Source organism: Spectribacter acetivorans, assembly GCF_031846305.1.
In the GTDB taxonomy this organism is placed as follows: domain Bacteria; phylum Pseudomonadota; class Gammaproteobacteria; order Nevskiales; family Salinisphaeraceae; genus Spectribacter; species Spectribacter acetivorans.
In genome coordinates, this window is the sequence record NZ_JAVRHY010000005.1 from 228508 (window position 1) to 246084 (window position 17577).

Below are 17577 nucleotides of genomic sequence, written 5' to 3' on the forward strand. Positions count from 1 at the left end.
CGTAGATCAACCAACCACATGCCACGGAGCCGGAATGGCGATCGGGCGGGCAATAGGCGGGGCGATGATGCTGCTGGGCGCGACGGCCTGGGCAGCACCGCAGACGAAGGACGCAATCGACTGGCAGGTCTGGTCCGATGCTGCGTTCGAGCAGGCGCGGGCGCAGAACAAGCCGGTTTACCTGTATCTGGAAGCGGTGTGGTGCCACTGGTGCCATGTGATGCAGCGCGAGACCTTCGGCAATCCCGCGGTGGCGGATCTGCTCAACGAACAGGTGGTGGCAGTGCGAGTCGACCACGACGCCATGCCCGATCTCGCCAACCGCTACCGGGCCTGGGGCTGGCCGGCGCAGATCTGGCTGACCGCCGATGGCCGGGAACTGGCCAAGCGTTCGGGCTACATGCCGCCGGACCGGTTCCGTTCGCTGGTGCAGCGCATTGCCGACGATCCCGATAGCGTCGACGCCGAGCCGGCCAATGCGGTGCCCCGAATCGCAGGTGACGACGGTCTCGATCCGGCCCAGCGCGAGGCGCTGACAACCCGTCACCTTGATGCCTACGACCCCGGGCACGGCGGTCTCGATCTCAAGAAGAAGTTTCTCGACGCCGACAGCGTGGCCTACGACCTGTGGCTGGCACGTCAGGGCGATGCGGCAGCCGCCAAGCGGGTCTCGCAGACTCTCGCCGGGGCGATCAAGCTGATCGATCCGGTCTGGGGCGGGGCCTATCAGTATTCGGTCCACGGCAACTGGGACAACCCCCACTACGAAAAGCTGATGCGCACCCAGGCGCGCTATCTGCGGATTTTCTCGCTGGCGCAGCAGCAATCTCCCGACCCGGCTTACCAACAGGCGTTGAACGACATCCGGGACTATCTGGCGCGGTTTCTCTCCTCGGACGATGGGGTGTTCTTCGTCAGCCAGGACGCGGACCTGATCAAGGGGGAAAAGGCGCACGATTATTTCGCCCTGGATGACGCCGACCGCCGCGCCCGGGGTATGCCGGCTATCGACCGGCACCGGTATGCATCGACCAATGGCCAGGCGATCGAGGGGCTGGCAATGATGTTTGCCGCCACCGGGGACGAGCAGGCCCTGGCCATGGCCCGTCGGGCGGCCGACTGGGCGCTGGCCGTGCGCCGCAATGAGGCCGGCGGATTCGGTCACGCCGCGGCCGACGACGGCCCCTATCTGGCCGACAATCTGTTCATGGCCCGCGCGATGCTGGAACTGCACCGAGTGACCGGGGAACCGACCTGGCTGCGACGGGCGGCCGCCACCGCTGATTTCATCGCGGCCACGTTCCGGCACGACGCCGGGGGTTTTGCCGGCGGCGCCGAGGGCACCGGCCCGCTGCGTCCGGTACCGGATATCGACGAGAACATCGCCACGGTGCGCTTTTTCAATCTGCTGAGCCATTACACAGGCGATTCGCGCTATCGCGAGGCGGCCGACCACGGTATGCGCTATCTCGCCGCCTCCGATGTGGTGGCGCGGCGCATCAGCGACCCCGGCATTCTGCTGGCCGACCGCGAGCTGGGGACCGACCCGGTGCACGTCACCGTGGTGTCGCGCACGGACAATACCGAGGCCCGGGGCCTTTTCCGTCGGGCGCTGGAAGTCCCGGGCTGGTACCGCCGGGTGGAATGGTGGAACCGTGAGCGCGGGGCGTTGCCCAACCCGGACGTGACCTATCCCGATCTCGAACAATCCGCTGCATTTTTCTGCGCTGATCAGCGCTGTTCGCGGCCGCAGTTCAGCGTGGCCGGGTTTGAATCGCTGTTGGCCGAACGGCTGGGGCGGTAGTAATGTGGTATCCGCAAATATTTGAACCGATGCGGTGCCGCTGTAATGGAAACGGCCGCCTGGCGGTCGTATGGTTTGACGACGATGTCGATAACGGCACCCTTGTCGGGTGTCGAACCACTCGGGGCAAGGCCCCAACCCATAGGAGGTAACTCATCATGGCGAAGAAGACTGATAGCAAACCGTTGGCCATCGCGCTTGGCACCGCATTCGCGGCGTCCTCGTTCGCCGGCATTGCCAGTGCTGACAGCAACCCCTTCCAGGTGGAAGAGCTGAAGGCGCCGAGCAGCTACACCCAGCTTGCCGAGGGCAACTGTGGTGAAGGCAATTGCGGCGAAAAGGATGGCGAAGGCAATTGCGGTGAAAAAGACGGTGAAGGCAACTGCGGCGAAGGTAGCTGCGGTGGCGCCAAGGGCTGATAGCCCAAAGGACTGACGTCATGACCACGACTCAAGACTACGTCGTTCATGGCGCCGGTCTGGGTCTGCGGCGGGCCCTGATGGGCCCGCTCGCGGACCAGCCGCCGGCGCAACTGGACTTTCTCGAAGTCGCTCCGGAGAACTGGATCGGCATCGGCGGTGCGCGGGCGAAGAAGTTCCGTGCGTTCACCGAACGCTATCCGTTCGTCTCGCACGGGCTGTCCCTGTCGCTGGGCGGTCCGGCGCCGCTGGACGAAACCTTCCTGCATCAGGTGCGGGATTTTCTCGACACCCACGGCGTGCGCTACTACTCCGAGCATCTGTCCTACTGTGGCGACGACGGCACGCTCTACGACCTGTTGCCGATTCCGTTCACCGAGGAGGCAGTGGACTACGTGTCCACCCGCATCGCCCGTGCCCAGGATATTCTGGGACGGCGCATCGCGGTGGAGAACGTGTCCTGCTACGCCACTCCGGGGGCGCAGATGAGCGAAATCGATTTCGTGTGTGCGGTGCTGGAACGCGCCGACTGCGAACTGCTGCTGGACGTCAACAACATCTACGTCAACAGCGTGAATTTCGGCTATGACCCGGTTGAGTTCCTGGATGCCATTCCGGGACACCGGATCGCCTACTGCCACATCGCCGGCCACCACGAAGAGGGGCCGGGACTGTGTGTGGACACCCACGGGGCCGACGTGATCGACCCGGTGTGGGATCTGCTGGACAAGGCCTATGCCCGGTTCGGCGTGTTCCCGACCCTGCTGGAGCGGGACTTCAACCTGCCGCCGCTGCCCGAACTGCTTGGTGAAGTGGACCATATCAAGGCCATCCAGGCGCGCCATCAGCCGCGTGCCGCCGCCGCCATCGGGGCCTGAACAGCATGAGCGGCGCAGTTCACGAAGCCGACGCGCTGCCGCGTTTCCAGCAGCTGCAGTACGACTTTACCGCCCACATCCGCAATCCGAGCGCCGTACCGGCGCCGGATGACGTCGCGGCCGAACGCATGGCGGTGTACAAGCGTCTGGTCTACAACAATCTGGAAGGCTATTTCAGCAAGGCCTTTCCGGTGCTGCGGGCCTGTTTTGCGGATGCCGACTGGCACGCGATGGTGCGCGAGTTCTTTGTCAACCATCACTGCCACAAGCCGCAGTTCTTCCAGGCCGCCGAGGAATTTCTGGCGTTCCTGCAGAACGAGCACCAGCCGCGGCCGGTGGATCCGCCGTTCCTGCTGGAACTGGCCCACTACGAGTGGGTGGAGATGATGCTCTACGTGCTGGATGTGGAGCCGGACACGGCCGGGATCGATCCCAACGGCGATCTGCTGGAAAGTGCCCCGGTGATCTCACCGCTGGTGTACAACCTGGCCTACCAGTACCCGGTTCACGCCATTGACCCGGCTGACCCGCCCACCGAACCGCCGGCCCAGCCCACCTGCCTGGTGGTTTACCGGGATCGGACCCGCGAGGAGCGGGTACATTTCCTCAAGATCAATCCGGTGACCGCGCGCCTGCTGCAGTTGATCGAGTCCGATCCCGGGCGGTCGGGGCGCGAGCATCTGAACGCCATCGCCGGGGAGATGCAGCATCCACAGCCAGAGGCGGTGATCGAGGGCGGCGCGGCGACCCTGGTCGATCTGCGCCACCGCGACATCCTGCTGGGCTGTCGCCCGGCCGCTGGTTAAAGACTGGCCAACCTGCTCTCGTGGCCGGCCCGATGGCGGCTGGCGGCGGATGCCGCCCGGTTATCCACAGGCTTATCCAGTTGAATTTTTTAGCGAGAGCAGAAAAAGAACTATAACAAAATAATTTTATTGATGTTTTGTATTGCACACTTTTTGTTAGACTCGGCCCAAAGGCCGTGAATTTTTGCGCAAACAGAGAGCATGGATTGCACGCTGAGAGGGACCAGCTACGTGCCCGCTTCGGGCGTGTTTAGTGAGGGAGCCGTACTTACGTCCTATGCCGCAACGCAGACGCTGAAGCACTGAGTTCAGCGCGGAACCCGATGGGCTGATAAAAGGATAAACACGCTGAGGCCCCACGCGGCGCAAGCCACCACCAAATCAGGCAGCGAAGACCGCCGCCGGCAGGACTACGCCGGCTATCGTTGTACTCATCCACTTTAGGAAAAAGCGTCCGTGAATTGCCTGGGTAAAGATTATTCTTGACCATAGTTATCAGTTTCGTAATTTCAGTATCCGCCAGGCGCCATGTAACACCACGATACCAATGATGGTGCCGATAAATAAGTCCGGATAACGCGATCCGGTCCAGGCCACCAGCACTGCGGCGACCATCAGACCAAGATTCGCGATCACATCGTTGGCCGAGAATATCCAACTAGCCTTCATGTGCGAGCCGCCGTGGCGGTGGCGGTAAATCAGAAGTAGGCAGGTTACGTTGGCAGCCAGCGCGGCCGCACCGACCGTGATCATCAACAAGGATTCAGGATTGCTGCCGAATATAAATCGGCGGCCAACCTCAAAGATCACGCCCAAGGCCATTAGCAGTTGTAGGCAGCCGGCCAAGTGCACTGCGCGGTTTTTCAGTTGCATGCGCCGACCCACGGCATATAGGGCTACGCCGTAGACTGAGGCATCGGCGAACATGTCCAGCGAATCGGCGAGCAGGCCGGCGGATTTAGCTAGCCACCCGAGTGCGAATTCGGCGAGGAACATTAAGCCGTTGATGGCTAACAGTAATTTCAGCGTGCTGGACTCCTGCGCATCCGCCTCGCCGCTCTGTTGCATCGCTTGTAGATCGTCGTCGTCCGCATCTCGCGTATGCAGCAGGCGCGCCCCCAGGCCCAAGGGTTCGAGTTTGGGTGCAATTTCGCCCAAGCCCGCGTCGTGCAGCACCTGGATCTGATGCTCGCCCAGATCGAATGCGAGGCCACGTAAGCCGGTCATTCGATCCAGTGCCATTCGGATCATGGCCTCCTCGGAGGGGCAATCCATCTTGGGGACGGAGAATTCGCTGATATATTGCGCAGATCGAACTTGATTCATGACGACTTTGAGTTTGGAGCACCGCAATTAATCGCTGCGTCGCAGGTCTTTCGAATCGACTCGTCCTCCGGTTGCAAGGTGCTATGCGTAATATCGAAGCGTTCCCGCAGCAACATTTGCAACTGTGGCAGGGCCTGTTGCCACTCGGCCATGGCGTCCAGATCGACATGCGCGGCCAGCGCATAAGTTTTGGATGACAAGGTCCAGATGTGCATGTCGTGCACGGCACGCACGCCCGTCACCTCGATCAGTACGCTGGCGACCTCGCTGGCATCGACATCCCGCGGCACCCCCTCCATCAATACGCGCGTGACTTCGCGCAGCAAACGCCCGGCCGAGGCCAGAATCAGCAGGCTGACGAACAGCGACAGCAACGGGTCGACGATCAGCGGTCCGCCCAAATAAATGATTGCACCGGCGGCCAGCGCCGCGACCGAACCGAGCAAATCACCCATCACGTGCAACAGCGCACCGCGCACGTTCATGGTCTGCTCGCCGCGCATCAGCAGCCAGGCCACGGTGATGTTCACCAGCAGACCGAGGCCGCCGATCAGCAATACCGCGCCGCCGATCACTTCGGGCGGATCGGCCATGCGGCGGATGGCCTCGTAGACGATATACGCGACTACCGCGAACATGAAGATGACGTTGAACAAGGCCCCGAGCACCTCGGCCCGCTGCAAGCCGAAGGAGTGCTTGCGCGAGGCCGGCTTGGTCGCCAGCCAGGCGGCGAAAGCGCCCACGCCCAGGGACAGGGAGTCCGTGAGCATGTGTCCGGCGTCGGAGAGCAGCGCCAGGGAGCCCGACCACAGGCCGCCCACCAGTTCGACAATGGCGAAGCCGGTGGTGAATACCAGTGCGAACGCCAGCGTCTTGCCGCTGCCGTGGCTATGATTGTGCTCAGACATGTTTAACTCCTTGGCACGGTACCCGAACAAATGATCCCAGCGCCGAAATAGACTTCTCGGGCCTCGACCTCAACGAAGTGCCGCGCGATGGCGTCGGCGGGCCGGCGATCCACGATATCCGGGGTGACTCCGGCCGGCCGGTTAAGCCATGCGGCGAATCGCGCCAGCCAGGTCGGCCAGCGTTCGGGCCATTGCAGCTCGAAGTTGGCGATGCGCGCGCCGGCGGGCAGCTCCAATGCCGCCCGGGCCAGGATGTCGTCGTAGTCCGGCACGGTCGCCAGCGCGAGGGTGGCCAGCAGGCCCTGCGCATCTGCCGGATACCGGTATGCGGACATGTCCGCTTCCACCAATTCCACGTTTGTCCAGCCGGCCTTGCGTGCGCGGTGCTCGGCCCGTTCCAGCATCTCGGGTGTGAGATCGACACCGATGATGCGGCCGGAGTCGCCCACTGCCGCATGCAGGTACGGTAAATTCAGGCCGGTGCCGCAGCCCAGATCGACCACGGTGTCGCCCGGCTGCAAGCGCAACGCCTCGACCGCCGCCTGCCGGTAGGCGGAGATGCGCAGGCCGACGGCCCGATACAGCCACATGCCGGGGTCGTAGATGCTTGCCAGCTTGCTGTACTGCTCGCGGAATTCGGCTTTGCTCCAGGCCATGACTACTCTTCGTCCAGGTGATCTGTCATATCGCGCAGCATGCGGCGCACGTGCTCATCGGCCGCCTGGTAGAACACCTGCCGGCCCCGTTTCTCCGCGCGCATCAACCGCGCTGCTTTCAGTAACCGCAGGTGGTGGCTGACCAGCGACGATGAAATTCCCAGTTGCTCGGCCAAGTCATGCACGCTGACCGGTTCATCGAGGCAGCTGCATACCAGCCGCAGACGGTTGGGCTCGCCGAGCAGGTGGAACACCTCAGCGAGTTCGGTGGCTTGATCGGGTTCCAGATGAATGCCGGGCATGACTCAATAAATATATGAAGATATGTTCACATATGAACCATCATCCCCAGGCGGGTCAACCGCAAGACCACGGCTTCGCGTCAAAGCAATGGATGGACTCAAGCCCTAAATCCGATTGACAGTCGGTTTTCGCATGAGCACACTGCGAGCCGCAATGTAAATCGGTAACGTGATGCGCAGCAAAGAAATTCATCTGCCTTTGGGCGAGTTGGAACTTGAGGTCATGGAATGCCTCTGGGACGCGGGTCCGGCCGAAGTGAAGGCCGTTTACGAGGTGGTGGGTAAAGACAGCCGGCGGAGTTTGAATACCGTTCAGTCCACGCTAGAGCGACTCTACCGCAAACAATTGCTCAGCCGCGAAAAACGCAGCCGTGCCTATATCTACAGCCCAATCGTCGGGCGCGAAGCGCTACTGGTGCAGACCATGGGACAGATCGCGGACACGTTGGGCGCCCGCGATAGCGGTGCATTGATGGCTTCTTTTGTGGAGTTGGCCGAACGCGATGACCCGGCCAACCTGGAGCGCCTTCAACAGCTGATAGACGCTCAGCGTCGCCAGCGTGACTCGGAGGCTGGCCAGGATGAATGATCTGGCGATACCGGGCAGCGTCGAGAGCATCGCGATCTATGCGGCGCTTGCTTGCGCCGGCATAGCTATCGGGGCTGTGCTGGCTGCGTTGCTTTATTTCGGCAGCCGGCGTTGGATTGGTGCCTGCCCGCCCGCGGCGCGGCAGCGCTGGTTGACCGCGTTACTGCTTTGTCCCGTCATTGCCACGCTGGCACTGATGCTATCCATGTCAGCGCCTATTTCGCTGTTTTCGGGTAACGAGCTGCTGGCCCATTGCAGCGCCCACCCCGAGACCCACGGCGCGCTATGTCAGTGGCACGCACCGCAGATTGCGTTACCAGCCTGGTTGACGTTGACAGTTTTGCTGTTGCTCGGTTCAGTGCTGCTCGCCGGCAGCTACAAGATCGCTCGCCTGATTGCTGCGCAGCACCGATTGCGCTTGATGCAGCACTTGGCCGACGGGCAGGCCGACGGCCGTTATTTTCTCCTGCCCATAAACGAGCCGTTGGCTTTTGCGGCAGGTCTATTCCGCGGGCACACGTACATCAGCAAGGGACTCAAACAGCAACTGGACGAATCCAGTCTGGCTATCGTCCTGGCCCATGAAGAAGTCCATGTGCGGCGTCACGATATGCTAGCCACGGCGCTGATCAACAGCCTGTCCAGGTTGCATGTTCCAATGATCGGCGGCGCCCTCCGGCGGGCCTGGCAGCTTGCGGCGGAACAGCGCTGCGACGCGTCCGTCGCGCGGCAGATCGGAGACGGGCTGGCCGTAGCGGACTGCCTGATTCGAGTCGCGCGCCTGCAAAAAGAGCACCAGCGTCGTTTGATGATCCCCGCCTGTCATCTGGTGGTCGGTCAACTGGATGCGCGGGTGCGTGCCTTGCTCAACCCGCCCGCCGGTTCAGGTCCCGCGCCGGCGCTTTCCCTGATGGGTGTATTCGGCGTTGCTTTGGGCGCGTTGGCCTTGGCCGGCCCGGCCGTACATCACTGGATGGAGCATCTGCTCCCCGCCACCGGTTTATGATTTTTACCAGACCCATTCACGTCAGCGCACAGCGGCTGGCGATAGCCGCTTTCGCGCTGAGTATGGCGGCGCCGGTCGTCGCGGCCGGGACGCTGAGCCTCGAACAAGCCGAAAAACGCGCGCTGGAGCGCGACAACGTTGCCCGGTTGCTCGACAGCCGCCGGCAGCAAGCGCAAGGCGAGCTGACCACCGCAGGGCTCTGGTCCAACCCAACGATCGAGCTGTCCCAGGAAAGCACTGATCTGGCCGAAACCACCTCGCGCGAGCGTTTTTACTGGCTGTATCAGGAGTTCGACGTCTCCGGCGAACAAGGCCTGCGGCGCGAGGCGGCCCAGGCCCGGCTGGAGGCTACCGGTTTTGCCGTCGGCGCCACCCGCATGGACATCCGCACCCGCGTGCGCCGGCTGTTCTTCGATAAACTGTACCGCCAGCGGCAAATCGAGGCCGTCGCTGCCCGCCGCGAGCGCCTGGCCGAGCTAGTCGACCGGGTCCGCCGGCAGGAACAAGCCGGACAGGCGGCGCAATACGACGTGGCGCGGCTGGAACGCGCCGCCGACGCGCTCGGCGCCCGCGAGGCCGCTCTGAAGGCCGAGCGCGAGCGGTCGCTGGCCCGCCTGGCCGCGTTGCTTGGAGACCCGTCGGACGATTTGCCGTCCCAGCGGCTGGCGGGCGAACTGGTACCGCCCCCGCCAGCGCCGCTGGACAGCCTGCTCGACTCCATTGACACCTTGCCCCGCATACAGCAACTGCAAGCCCAGGCCCGCGCCAGCGCCTTAACGGCAAAGGCCGAGGGACGCGCCGCGGTCCCGGACCTCACCCTCGGCGTGGGCTACAAGGAACAAGAGGAATTCGGGCGCAGCTTCGACGGCAACCTGATCAGCCTGGGCGTGAGCATTCCGCTGTTCGACCGCAATCAGGGCAAGCGCGCCAGCGCCCGGGCCGCGGCCCGGGCCAGCGAGGCCGAGTACCGGCTGGCCCTGGCCGAGCTGCGCGGCGACATCCGCGGCCGCTGGCTGCAACAGCGGGCGTTGCTGGAAAGTGCCAAGGCCTACCGGAAAAGCAACGCCGCCTCCACCCGGAAACTGCTGCGCGCCGCTGAGTCCGGCTACCGCGGCGCCGAGATCGGCGTGCTGGAAGTGGTCGACGCCTACGAAAGTGCGCTGGAGGCGGAACTGCGCGTGCTGGAACTGCAAAAGCAGGCGCGCGATGCCCATATCGATTTGCAAGCACTCACCCACGGAGTACCGCAACCATGAAACATGCTCACAAGCTAGTACCGATCGCCCTGGTCACTGCCCTGTTGGCGCTATCCGCCTGCGGGAGCGACGCCCAAAGCCCGCGGGGCGAAGACCACGGCCACGACCACGCGGAGGGCTCGTCGCACGAGCCGCACGGCGAGCAGCAGCAGGTACCCGAAACGAAGGCCTATTACGGAGACGAAGAAAAACCGGCCGCCGCCAACGCGCCCGCCGAAAGCCCGTCCGACCACCAGCACGACGGCGACCATGGCCATAGCCATTAAGTCTGCGGCCATCAGCTTGACCTTGCTGCTGGCGCTGACGGCTTGCGGCCCCGCGTCGCAAGACGGTGGCGAGCACGCCGACCATGGCGACGAGCGGCCCGCCCGGGTATTTACCCACTACACCGAGCAAAGCGAATTGTTCGTGGAGTTCCCCGCGCTGGTGGCCGGCCGGGATTCGCGTTTCGCGGCGCACGTCACCCGGCTGGCCGATTACAGCCCGGTGCGCGAAGGCAGGCTCGGCGTGCTATTGACCCAGGACGGCAAAATCCGCGCCCGCTTTGTGGTCGAGGCCCCGGCGCGGCCGGGCATTTTTACCCCTGTAATCCGCCCGCGCGAGCCGGGCGTTTATCGGCTGAGCTTGCGGGTCGATGCGCCCAACCTTCAAGCAACGCACGAGTTGGGCGAAGTTATCGTGTACGCCAACGCCCAGTCGGTGGAGCCGGCCCCGGAAGAAGCCGGCGGCGAAATCAGCTATTTGAAAGAACAGCAGTGGCAGGCCGAATTCGGTACCGAGGCGGTGACCCAACGCCGGCTACGCGCCTCGGTCTACGCCACCGCCGAGCTGCGCCCGCCGGGCGACCGCAGCGCACGGGTGCGCGCCCCGGCGGAGGGCCTGTTCGCGGCCTTCGGCGAACAATTCCCGGTGGTGGGCGCCGAGGTCGCTAAAGGCCAGCGCCTGGGTACGCTGCGCGCCCGCCTGGCCGGTGGGGTGGACCTGTCCAGCCTGCGGCTGGCGGTGGAACGCACGCGGGCCGAATACCACCTGGCGCGGGAGAACCTCGAGCGGCTGCGCGGCTTGCTGGACGACGGCGCGGTAGCCGCCTATCGCGTGCGCGAGGCGGAAAATGCCGCGGCCGTGGCCCGCGCCGAACACGACGCCGCGCGAGCGCGCCTGCACCAGTACCAGGGCGGCGCCGAGGATGCCGGCGTACCCGTGATCGCGCCGATCGCCGGACGTATCGTCGCGGTTGCGGTGGCGCCGGGCGAATTCGTCTCCCCCGACCAGGTACTGATGCAAATTGCCAGCGGCGATCAGCGCTGGCTGGAAGCGCGCATTCCGGAAGCCGACGCCGACCGGCTACGCCAGCCCACCGGCGCGTGGTTCGAACTCGGCGGCCAGCGCCGAGTGCTGCGCGTGGGCGACAACGCCCGGCTAATTACCGCGGGCGGGGTGATCGACCCGGTCAGCCGCACGGTGCCGGTGATCTTCGAGTTCACCGACGCCGATACCATCCCGCTGCTCAACCAGGGCCTGGACGCGCGCGTGTATACCGGTGAAACCATCGAGGCACTGGCGGTGCCGCGCTCGGCGATCATCGACGACGGCGGCCAGCCGGTAGTGTACGTACAGACCGGCGGTGAAACCTTCACCCGGCGCGCGGTGCGGCTTGGCCTGCGGGGCGCCGAATATGTAGCCGTGGAGAGCGGCTTGCAGGCCGGTGAACGCGTCGTGACCACGGGCGCCTACGACCTGCGTTTGGCCGCGGCCTCGCCGGCCGAGGCCGGGCACGGTCATGCCCATTAACGCCGGGAGTCGCTGGTGATCGACCGCATTATCGGCGCCTCGCTGGGCAACCGCGTGCTGGTGCTGGCCGCCGCGGCCCTGCTGCTGGCCTGGGGCGGCTGGCGGGCGTTGCGCACGCCGGTGGACGTCTTCCCCGACCTGACCGCACCGGCGGTCACCCTCGTCGCCGAAGTCCACGGCATGGCACCGCAGGAAGTCGAGAAGCTCGTGACCTTCCCCATAGAGACCGCCATGAACGGCGCCGCCGGGGTACGCCGGGTGCGTTCCAACACCACTGTAGGTTTGGCCGTGATCACGGTGGAGTTCGGCTGGGACACCGATATCTACAAGGCGCGTCAGATCGTCACCGAAAAGCTGCAAACCGCGCGCAGCCTATTGCCGCCGGACGTGCCGCCGCCGGTGCTTGCGCCCATTACCTCGATCATGGGCGAGATCATGTTCATTGCACTGCTCTCGGACCAGCACGACCCGATGGCGCTCAAGACCGCCGCCGACTGGGTAGTGCGTCGGCGCCTGCTGGCGGTGCCGGGCGTGGCGCAGGTTATACCCACCGGCGGGTTGACCAAGCAATACCAGGTGCAGCTCCGGCCCGAACGTTTATCCGCCTACCGGATCCCCGTTCAAAAAGTGATCGACGCCGTGGGTGCCACCAACCAGAGCGCCGGCGGCGGCTTTTACGCCGAAAACGACCAGGAATTCCTGATTCACGGCCGTGGCCGGGTGGGCAGCGTCGAGGACATCGAGCAAACCATGGTGGCCCAGCGCGACGGCGTGCCGGTCAAGGTCAGTGATCTGGGCTCGGTGAAAATCGGCCCGGCGCCGCGGCGCGGTACCGGCAGCTACCGCGGCCAGGACGCGGTGATTCTGGGTATCCAAAAACAGCCTAATGCCAATACCCTGGAACTGACCAAACGCTTGGACGAGACCATCGCCGAGATCGAAGCCTCGTTGCCCGACGGCATGCGTATCGAAACCGACGCTTTCCGCCAGGCGGATTTCATCGGCCTGGCCATCGATAACCTGTCCGCGGCCATCCGCGACGGCGCCCTCTTGGTGGTCGCCATCGTATTTATCTTTTTGCTCAGCGGGCGCGCGACCGCGATAACGCTGCTGGCACTGCCGCTGTCGATCATCGCCACCCTGCTGATCCTGCGCGCGAGCGGCTCGACCATCAACACCATGACCCTGGGCGGCATCGCCATCGCCCTGGGCGCGCTGGTGGATGACGCCATCATCGTGGTGGAAAACATCGTGCGCCGCCTGCGCGAGAACCAAGCCTTGGATACGGGCGAGCGCCAGCCCAACCACCGCGTAGTGTTCGAAGCCACGCGCGAGATTGAATCTTCCATCGTGTTCGCCACGCTCATCATCATCCTGGTGTTCGTGCCGCTGTTTTTCCTGACCGGTGTTGAAGGGCGGCTGCTGGCGCCGCTGGGGCTAGCCTATGTGCTGGCGCTGGGCGCCTCTTTGCTGGTGGCGCTGACCGTAACACCGGTGCTCAGCCTGAGCCTGCTGCCGGGATCAAAAACAGTTGACGGGGCCCACGATACCCGGCTCATCGCCGCCTTGAAGCGCGGCTATCATCCCTTGCTGGAAGCGGCGCTGCGTTTCTGGTGGCTGGTCGCGGCCGCGGCACTGGCGCTGCTGGTCGTCGCGGGCATTGCGCTCGGCCTGTCCGGACGCTCTTTTCTGCCGGAGTTCAACGAGGGCAGCCTAACCCTGAGCGTGGTCACCCTGCCCGGCACCTCGCTGGAAAAGTCCGATGCCGTAGCGCAGCGGGTCGAACAGGTATTGCTCGACACCCCGGAAGTGGTCGCCACCGCGCGGCGCACCGGGCGCGCCGAACTCGACCCGCATGCGCAAGCGGTGTACGCGTCGGAAATCGATGTCAGTCTTGAACTCTCCGAACGCGGCAAAGAGGCCATGCTGGCCGCGTTACGCGACGAACTCGGCGCCATCGCCGGGGCCAATATCATTATCGGCCAGCCGATCTCGCATCGTATCGATCACATGCTCTCGGGTACCCGTGCGAATATCGCGATCAAGATATTCGGCGACGACCTGACCGAGCTGGACCGCCTGGCCAAGCAGGCAGAAAGCCTGACCAAACAGGTGCCCGGCGCGGTGGATGTGTCGCTGGCCAGCCGCGCCGAAGTGCCGTTCCTGAACGTGACCTGGGATCGCCAGGCGCTGGCGCGCTACGGCCTGACTGTCGGTGAGGCGGGTGAATTTCTGGAGACTGCCTTCAATGGCAATGAGGTCTCGCAAATCCTGGAAGGCCAGGCCGCGTTCGACCTGGTGGTGCGCTACCCGCCACGCTTCAAGCAGGACCTGGACGCCATCCGCGCCACGCTGATTACCACCGAATCAGGCGCGCGGGTGCCACTACACGCGTTGGCGGATATACGCAAAGAGCGTGGCGCCAACAACATCAGTCGCGAAAACGTGCAACGCCAGCGGGTGGTGGCGGCCAACGTGGCCGGCCGCGACCTGGTCAGCGTGGTGGGTGACATCCGCACCAAGCTTGAGACCGAACTGAATCTGCCCACCGGTTACCACATCGAATACGGTGGTCAGTTCGAAAGCGCCGAGGAGGCTACCCGCACGCTGCTGGTTCTGAGCATCGTGGTCATCCTGGGCATCTTCCTTCTGCTCATGGTGGCGCTGGCCTCCGCGCGCGATGCGCTGCTGGTCATGCTCAACCTGCCGCTGGCGCTGATCGGTGGTGTGGTTGGCGTTTACCTAGCTGGCGGGGTGGTTTCCATCGCCGCCATCATCGGCTTTATTACCCTGTTCGGTATCGCCACCCGCAACGGTGTGATCATGGTCGATCATATCCAGCGGCTATATGCCTCCGGCGCGGAAACCACGCCGCTGGACGCCATCCGTCGCGGCGCCCACGAGCGGCTAGCCCCGATCCTGATGACCGCTCTGGCCACGGGCTTGGCGCTGGTGCCGCTGGCGCTGAGCCTAGGCAAGCCCGGCAGCGAAATCCAGGCGCCCATGGCTCTGGTGATCCTGTTCGGCCTGCTGTCCTCCACCGCACTGAACATGCTGGTGGTGCCGGCGCTGTATTCGCGCTTCGGCGCCATTGTGCAGGGCGGGCCGACAACACAAAACGGGGCGGGCAATCATGCATAGGCAAAACATCGAAGCCTGGCAACATGGCCATGCCTTCGGCCAGGACCGCGTCCGCGCCGACGAACGCATCAGCGACCTGCACGTTTGGTCCATCGGACCTGGTATCCACGCCGCCATCGTTGCCCTGGTGGCGGATGACCCGAAGACCCCGGAGCACTACCGAGCCCGCTTGCAGGAGACACTACCCAGCTTGATCCACGTCACGTTGGAAATCCAGCGGTGCCCGCGGCATGGGTCACGAATTGGTGGCCGGCTCGACAATCCCTTAGTGCATCAAGCGTGCTGCGCTCGAGCCGCGCCCGAAGACTCGGTATTGTCGGTGCGTCTCACGAGTGATGCATTCAAGGCATGAACCGCGATGTCACCATTCGAGAGTTGCGCAACCAGGGCGGACAGGTGTTGGCGCGAGTCAGTCAAGGCGAAGTATTGACCGTCACTCGCAACGGCGAGCCGATCACCCAACTCAGCCCCCTGGCGCGCGCCCCATTGCCGGCTACGACGCTGCTGGCCCGCTGGCAGCGGCTACCAGCGCTTGACCCCGATACGTTCAAGGCAGATATCGACGACGTCCTCGATGCCCGGCTATGAGCGCGGCGAGGACCAGAGATCGCCAGGGCGTGCTCGATACCAGTTGTACAGGTGCAGTTTCATGTGTAATCAAGCTGCACCGCGGCGAATCACGTCTATGAAGGATCGCGCCGATTTCATTCATCGCGCTGCCAAGCCCCGAAACATGCGGCTTCAGCACTATCGGCTGCGAGATCCTTTTGTCGTTTCAATTTATCGGCAACAAGCTTGTCAGCGTCCCGATCACGCTCAGCATCCGCCCATTGCGCTTAGCCGAAACATATGACCACCTTGGCAAACGGCCAAGGCAACACGGCCCGGTTCTAGGAATTCTTGAAGACATGACGATGGCTGCAGGCGATCCCAACCGGCACGATTACGCCGCCGCTCAAACGGGCAATTGGGAACACGCCCGGCTTGACCTGATGGCGCGGACCGCGGGGACCATCGACCGCTATGGATACATTATGGCCGCCACGGCACAGGCGGATTAGGCCTTTTAAACGGGTATCCGGAATCTACTGTGGACTGGGGTAAGCCGCGCTGTAACTCGTTCGTTCTCACGTTTGTGGATTTCCGTGGTTTGTGCCAAGTCACGGCAGGTCCCGAGGATGTGGGTTCTCGGAACGTCTATTCGAAGTAACCTGCTTCCAGAAGCCCACAGAGGGTAGGAATATGGGGGCCGTACTCGATTGTCCGGCTCTCTGTCGTCGTGGAAGCAGCAGCACGAGTGAATGTCAGGTAATCGGTCGCGGAGGTATCCGGTAGCGCAGGGGTCGACCGGGCGCGTTGTCGTAGGGGCTTGCGGTTCGGGCGGCGGGCCTTCTCGTCGTATACCAACCGGGCACGGATCACATCGAAGCTATAACCTCGGCCCATTCGATTCATGTCCTTCGCGAGGCGGTTGATGGACTCAGTATAGCCATTCGAGATGGGATGCTCGTAGTAATTGAATACCGGTTCCCACCAATTGCGAAGGGCGGTAGCAGTCTCTTTGAACTGAGGCGCCACCAACTCAGGTATGCCGTTTAACCACGCCTGGGCCGCTCTTTCAGCTTCCCGGCGACAATCATGCTCGTATAGGCGATGGAACGTCTCTTTCGCCTCATAGGCCGCCCCCAATGCTGGGAACTGTGCAAACCAGCGATCGAGAAGCTCACATTGAGCTTCGTCAAGATCCCGCTTACGCGCCAACAGCAGAAAACGGTCATCCTTTAGCTTGAGGCGAGTCCGCGTATCCAAGCCCTTGCGGATGAGCTTGCGAACCTTCTCCACGGCATCGTTTGCCATCCGAACGACATGCCAGCGATCAGCAACGATCAATCGACCCGGTAGCTGCGCATCAATCACCTGTCTATATACATTCCACAGATCCATCGTGACGACCCGCACCCGATGTTTATCCGGGAGCTGCTGAAAATACGCGAGCAGATCCGCCTTCTTGCGCGTCGGCAGCATATCGAACAGGGCGAGTTCGGTGACGTTAGTGATCATCGCCCGGTACTGGCCGATGATCTTTAGTTCGTCTATTCCAAGCACATCGGGCGTTTCGAATTTCACTTCCCGTGAGAGCCGTTCGACATAATCGTCGAAGATGTGCCGGATCGTGCGCTCGTCCACGCCGACATCGCGGGCAATCTCAGCGAAGGTGCGGCGCAAGCAATGTTGCTCGATGTAAGCGATCAGGCGGGAGGTCGCTTGACGCTTCGAATCCACATTGAGCAATCCACTGAATGTGGTTTTCCCGCAGCGCTTGCACCGATAGCGGCGCCGCTGGATCTCGATCAGGACACGCTTGCCATGCATCGGTGTGTCGATGAATTTTTGTGTTTGGCGCCCGTGCCCTTGCATGCCGTCATGTTGACATTGTGGGCAGCAGGGCGGCTCGGCCTGCCCATCTGCTAGCACTCGGTAATGATCGCCCAAGTCATCGATTTCCAAGGCCCGGAGCGGCCGCAGGTTCAAGAAGTCCTGAATCATTCTGGCTCCTTAGGACCGTATCTCAGCTCGTTCGCACACATCTATAACGTCGATCAGACTACGCTCACCGGCATAGTGCTTGGCTCACTGCCACCAGAACGTATCAAGGGGCGACGGGTGACAACCTGAAACTGCAGGCTAAGCCGAT

The 17577-nt window shown here is 63.4% G+C and carries 18 protein-coding genes; 13 read left to right on the forward strand and 5 right to left on the reverse strand.

The features are described from left to right. The first annotated feature begins 34 nt into the window (after positions 1–34). The 4 genes from RM531_RS07745 to RM531_RS07760 all read left to right on the forward strand — a co-directional run bounded on the left by RM531_RS07745 (position 35) and on the right by RM531_RS07760 (position 3907). A complete protein-coding gene (locus RM531_RS07745; protein ID WP_311658462.1) occupies positions 35–1804 on the forward strand; it encodes a thioredoxin domain-containing protein in 1770 nt (589 codons plus the stop codon). A 158-nt stretch (positions 1805–1962) separates the two neighbouring features. Beyond that, entirely contained in the window at positions 1963–2223 is a 261-nt protein-coding gene (locus tag RM531_RS07750; RefSeq protein ID WP_311658464.1) for a hypothetical protein, read from the forward strand. 20 nt (positions 2224–2243) lie between these two features. Beyond that, the gene (locus RM531_RS07755; protein WP_311658466.1) at positions 2244–3101 is read left to right on the forward strand and encodes an HvfB family MNIO-type RiPP peptide maturase; all 858 of its coding nucleotides are present in this window, start codon (positions 2244–2246) and stop codon (positions 3099–3101) included. A gap of 5 nt (positions 3102–3106) precedes the next feature. Continuing rightward, on the forward strand, positions 3107–3907 hold the full coding sequence (locus RM531_RS07760; protein ID WP_311658467.1) for an HvfC family RiPP maturation protein: 801 nt from the start codon (positions 3107–3109) through the stop codon (positions 3905–3907). Positions 3908–4402: 495 nt separating this feature from the next. Here RM531_RS07760 and RM531_RS07765 read toward each other — a convergent pair whose 3' ends face one another. The 4 genes from RM531_RS07765 to RM531_RS07780 all read right to left on the reverse strand — a co-directional run bounded on the left by RM531_RS07765 (position 4403) and on the right by RM531_RS07780 (position 7099). After that, entirely contained in the window at positions 4403–5149 is a 747-nt protein-coding gene (locus RM531_RS07765) for a cation efflux transmembrane domain-containing protein (protein ID WP_311658469.1), read from the reverse strand. Positions 5150–5229: 80 nt separating this feature from the next. Beyond that, positions 5230–6141: a cation diffusion facilitator family transporter gene (locus RM531_RS07770; protein ID WP_311658470.1), complete on the reverse strand. Its 912-nt coding sequence runs from the start codon at positions 6139–6141 to the stop codon at positions 5230–5232. A 2-nt stretch (positions 6142–6143) separates the two neighbouring features. Then, on the reverse strand, positions 6144–6797 hold the full coding sequence (locus RM531_RS07775; protein ID WP_311653642.1) for a class I SAM-dependent methyltransferase: 654 nt from the start codon (positions 6795–6797) through the stop codon (positions 6144–6146). Between the two features lie 2 nt (positions 6798–6799). Further along, positions 6800–7099 carry an ArsR/SmtB family transcription factor gene (locus RM531_RS07780; protein ID WP_311653643.1) on the reverse strand — a complete coding sequence of 100 codons (300 nt, stop codon included), beginning with the start codon at positions 7097–7099 and terminating at the stop codon, positions 6800–6802. 172 nt (positions 7100–7271) lie between these two features. Here RM531_RS07780 and RM531_RS07785 point away from each other — a divergent pair, with 172 nt between their 5' ends. The 9 genes from RM531_RS07785 (at position 7272) to RM531_RS07825 (ending at position 15943) form a co-directional block, all read left to right on the forward strand. Then, positions 7272–7688: a BlaI/MecI/CopY family transcriptional regulator gene (locus RM531_RS07785; protein WP_311653644.1), complete on the forward strand. Its 417-nt coding sequence runs from the start codon at positions 7272–7274 to the stop codon at positions 7686–7688. Beyond that, complete coding sequence (locus RM531_RS07790) at positions 7681–8694, forward strand: M56 family metallopeptidase (protein ID WP_311653645.1); 1014 nt, start codon at positions 7681–7683, stop codon at positions 8692–8694. Before RM531_RS07785 ends, RM531_RS07790 begins: the two co-directional genes overlap by 8 nt. Further along, on the forward strand, positions 8691–9950 hold the full coding sequence (locus tag RM531_RS07795) for a TolC family protein (RefSeq protein ID WP_311658472.1): 1260 nt from the start codon (positions 8691–8693) through the stop codon (positions 9948–9950). The genes RM531_RS07790 and RM531_RS07795 overlap by 4 nt, the downstream gene beginning before the upstream one ends. Then, positions 9947–10216 (forward strand): hypothetical protein, encoded by a 270-nt coding sequence (locus RM531_RS07800; protein ID WP_311658473.1) that lies wholly within the window; start codon positions 9947–9949, stop codon positions 10214–10216. Before RM531_RS07795 ends, RM531_RS07800 begins: the two co-directional genes overlap by 4 nt. Continuing rightward, complete coding sequence (locus tag RM531_RS07805; protein ID WP_311658474.1) at positions 10200–11741, forward strand: efflux RND transporter periplasmic adaptor subunit; 1542 nt, start codon at positions 10200–10202, stop codon at positions 11739–11741. Before RM531_RS07800 ends, RM531_RS07805 begins: the two co-directional genes overlap by 17 nt. 15 nt (positions 11742–11756) lie before the next feature. Beyond that, on the forward strand, positions 11757–14882 hold the full coding sequence (locus RM531_RS07810; RefSeq protein WP_311658476.1) for an efflux RND transporter permease subunit: 3126 nt from the start codon (positions 11757–11759) through the stop codon (positions 14880–14882). Continuing rightward, on the forward strand, positions 14875–15234 hold the full coding sequence (locus tag RM531_RS07815) for a hypothetical protein (RefSeq protein ID WP_311653650.1): 360 nt from the start codon (positions 14875–14877) through the stop codon (positions 15232–15234). Before RM531_RS07810 ends, RM531_RS07815 begins: the two co-directional genes overlap by 8 nt. Beyond that, positions 15231–15470, forward strand: coding sequence for a type II toxin-antitoxin system Phd/YefM family antitoxin (locus RM531_RS07820; RefSeq protein ID WP_311653651.1), 240 nt, complete (start codon positions 15231–15233; stop codon positions 15468–15470). The genes RM531_RS07815 and RM531_RS07820 overlap by 4 nt, the downstream gene beginning before the upstream one ends. Before the next feature lie 179 nt (positions 15471–15649). After that, on the forward strand, positions 15650–15943 hold the full coding sequence (locus tag RM531_RS07825) for a hypothetical protein (RefSeq protein ID WP_311653652.1): 294 nt from the start codon (positions 15650–15652) through the stop codon (positions 15941–15943). A gap of 136 nt (positions 15944–16079) precedes the next feature. Here the strand turns inward: RM531_RS07825 and RM531_RS07830 are convergent, their stop codons facing one another. Continuing rightward, the gene (locus RM531_RS07830) at positions 16080–17426 is read right to left on the reverse strand and encodes an ISL3 family transposase (protein ID WP_168149714.1); all 1347 of its coding nucleotides are present in this window, start codon (positions 17424–17426) and stop codon (positions 16080–16082) included. Positions 17427–17577: the final 151 nt, after the last annotated feature.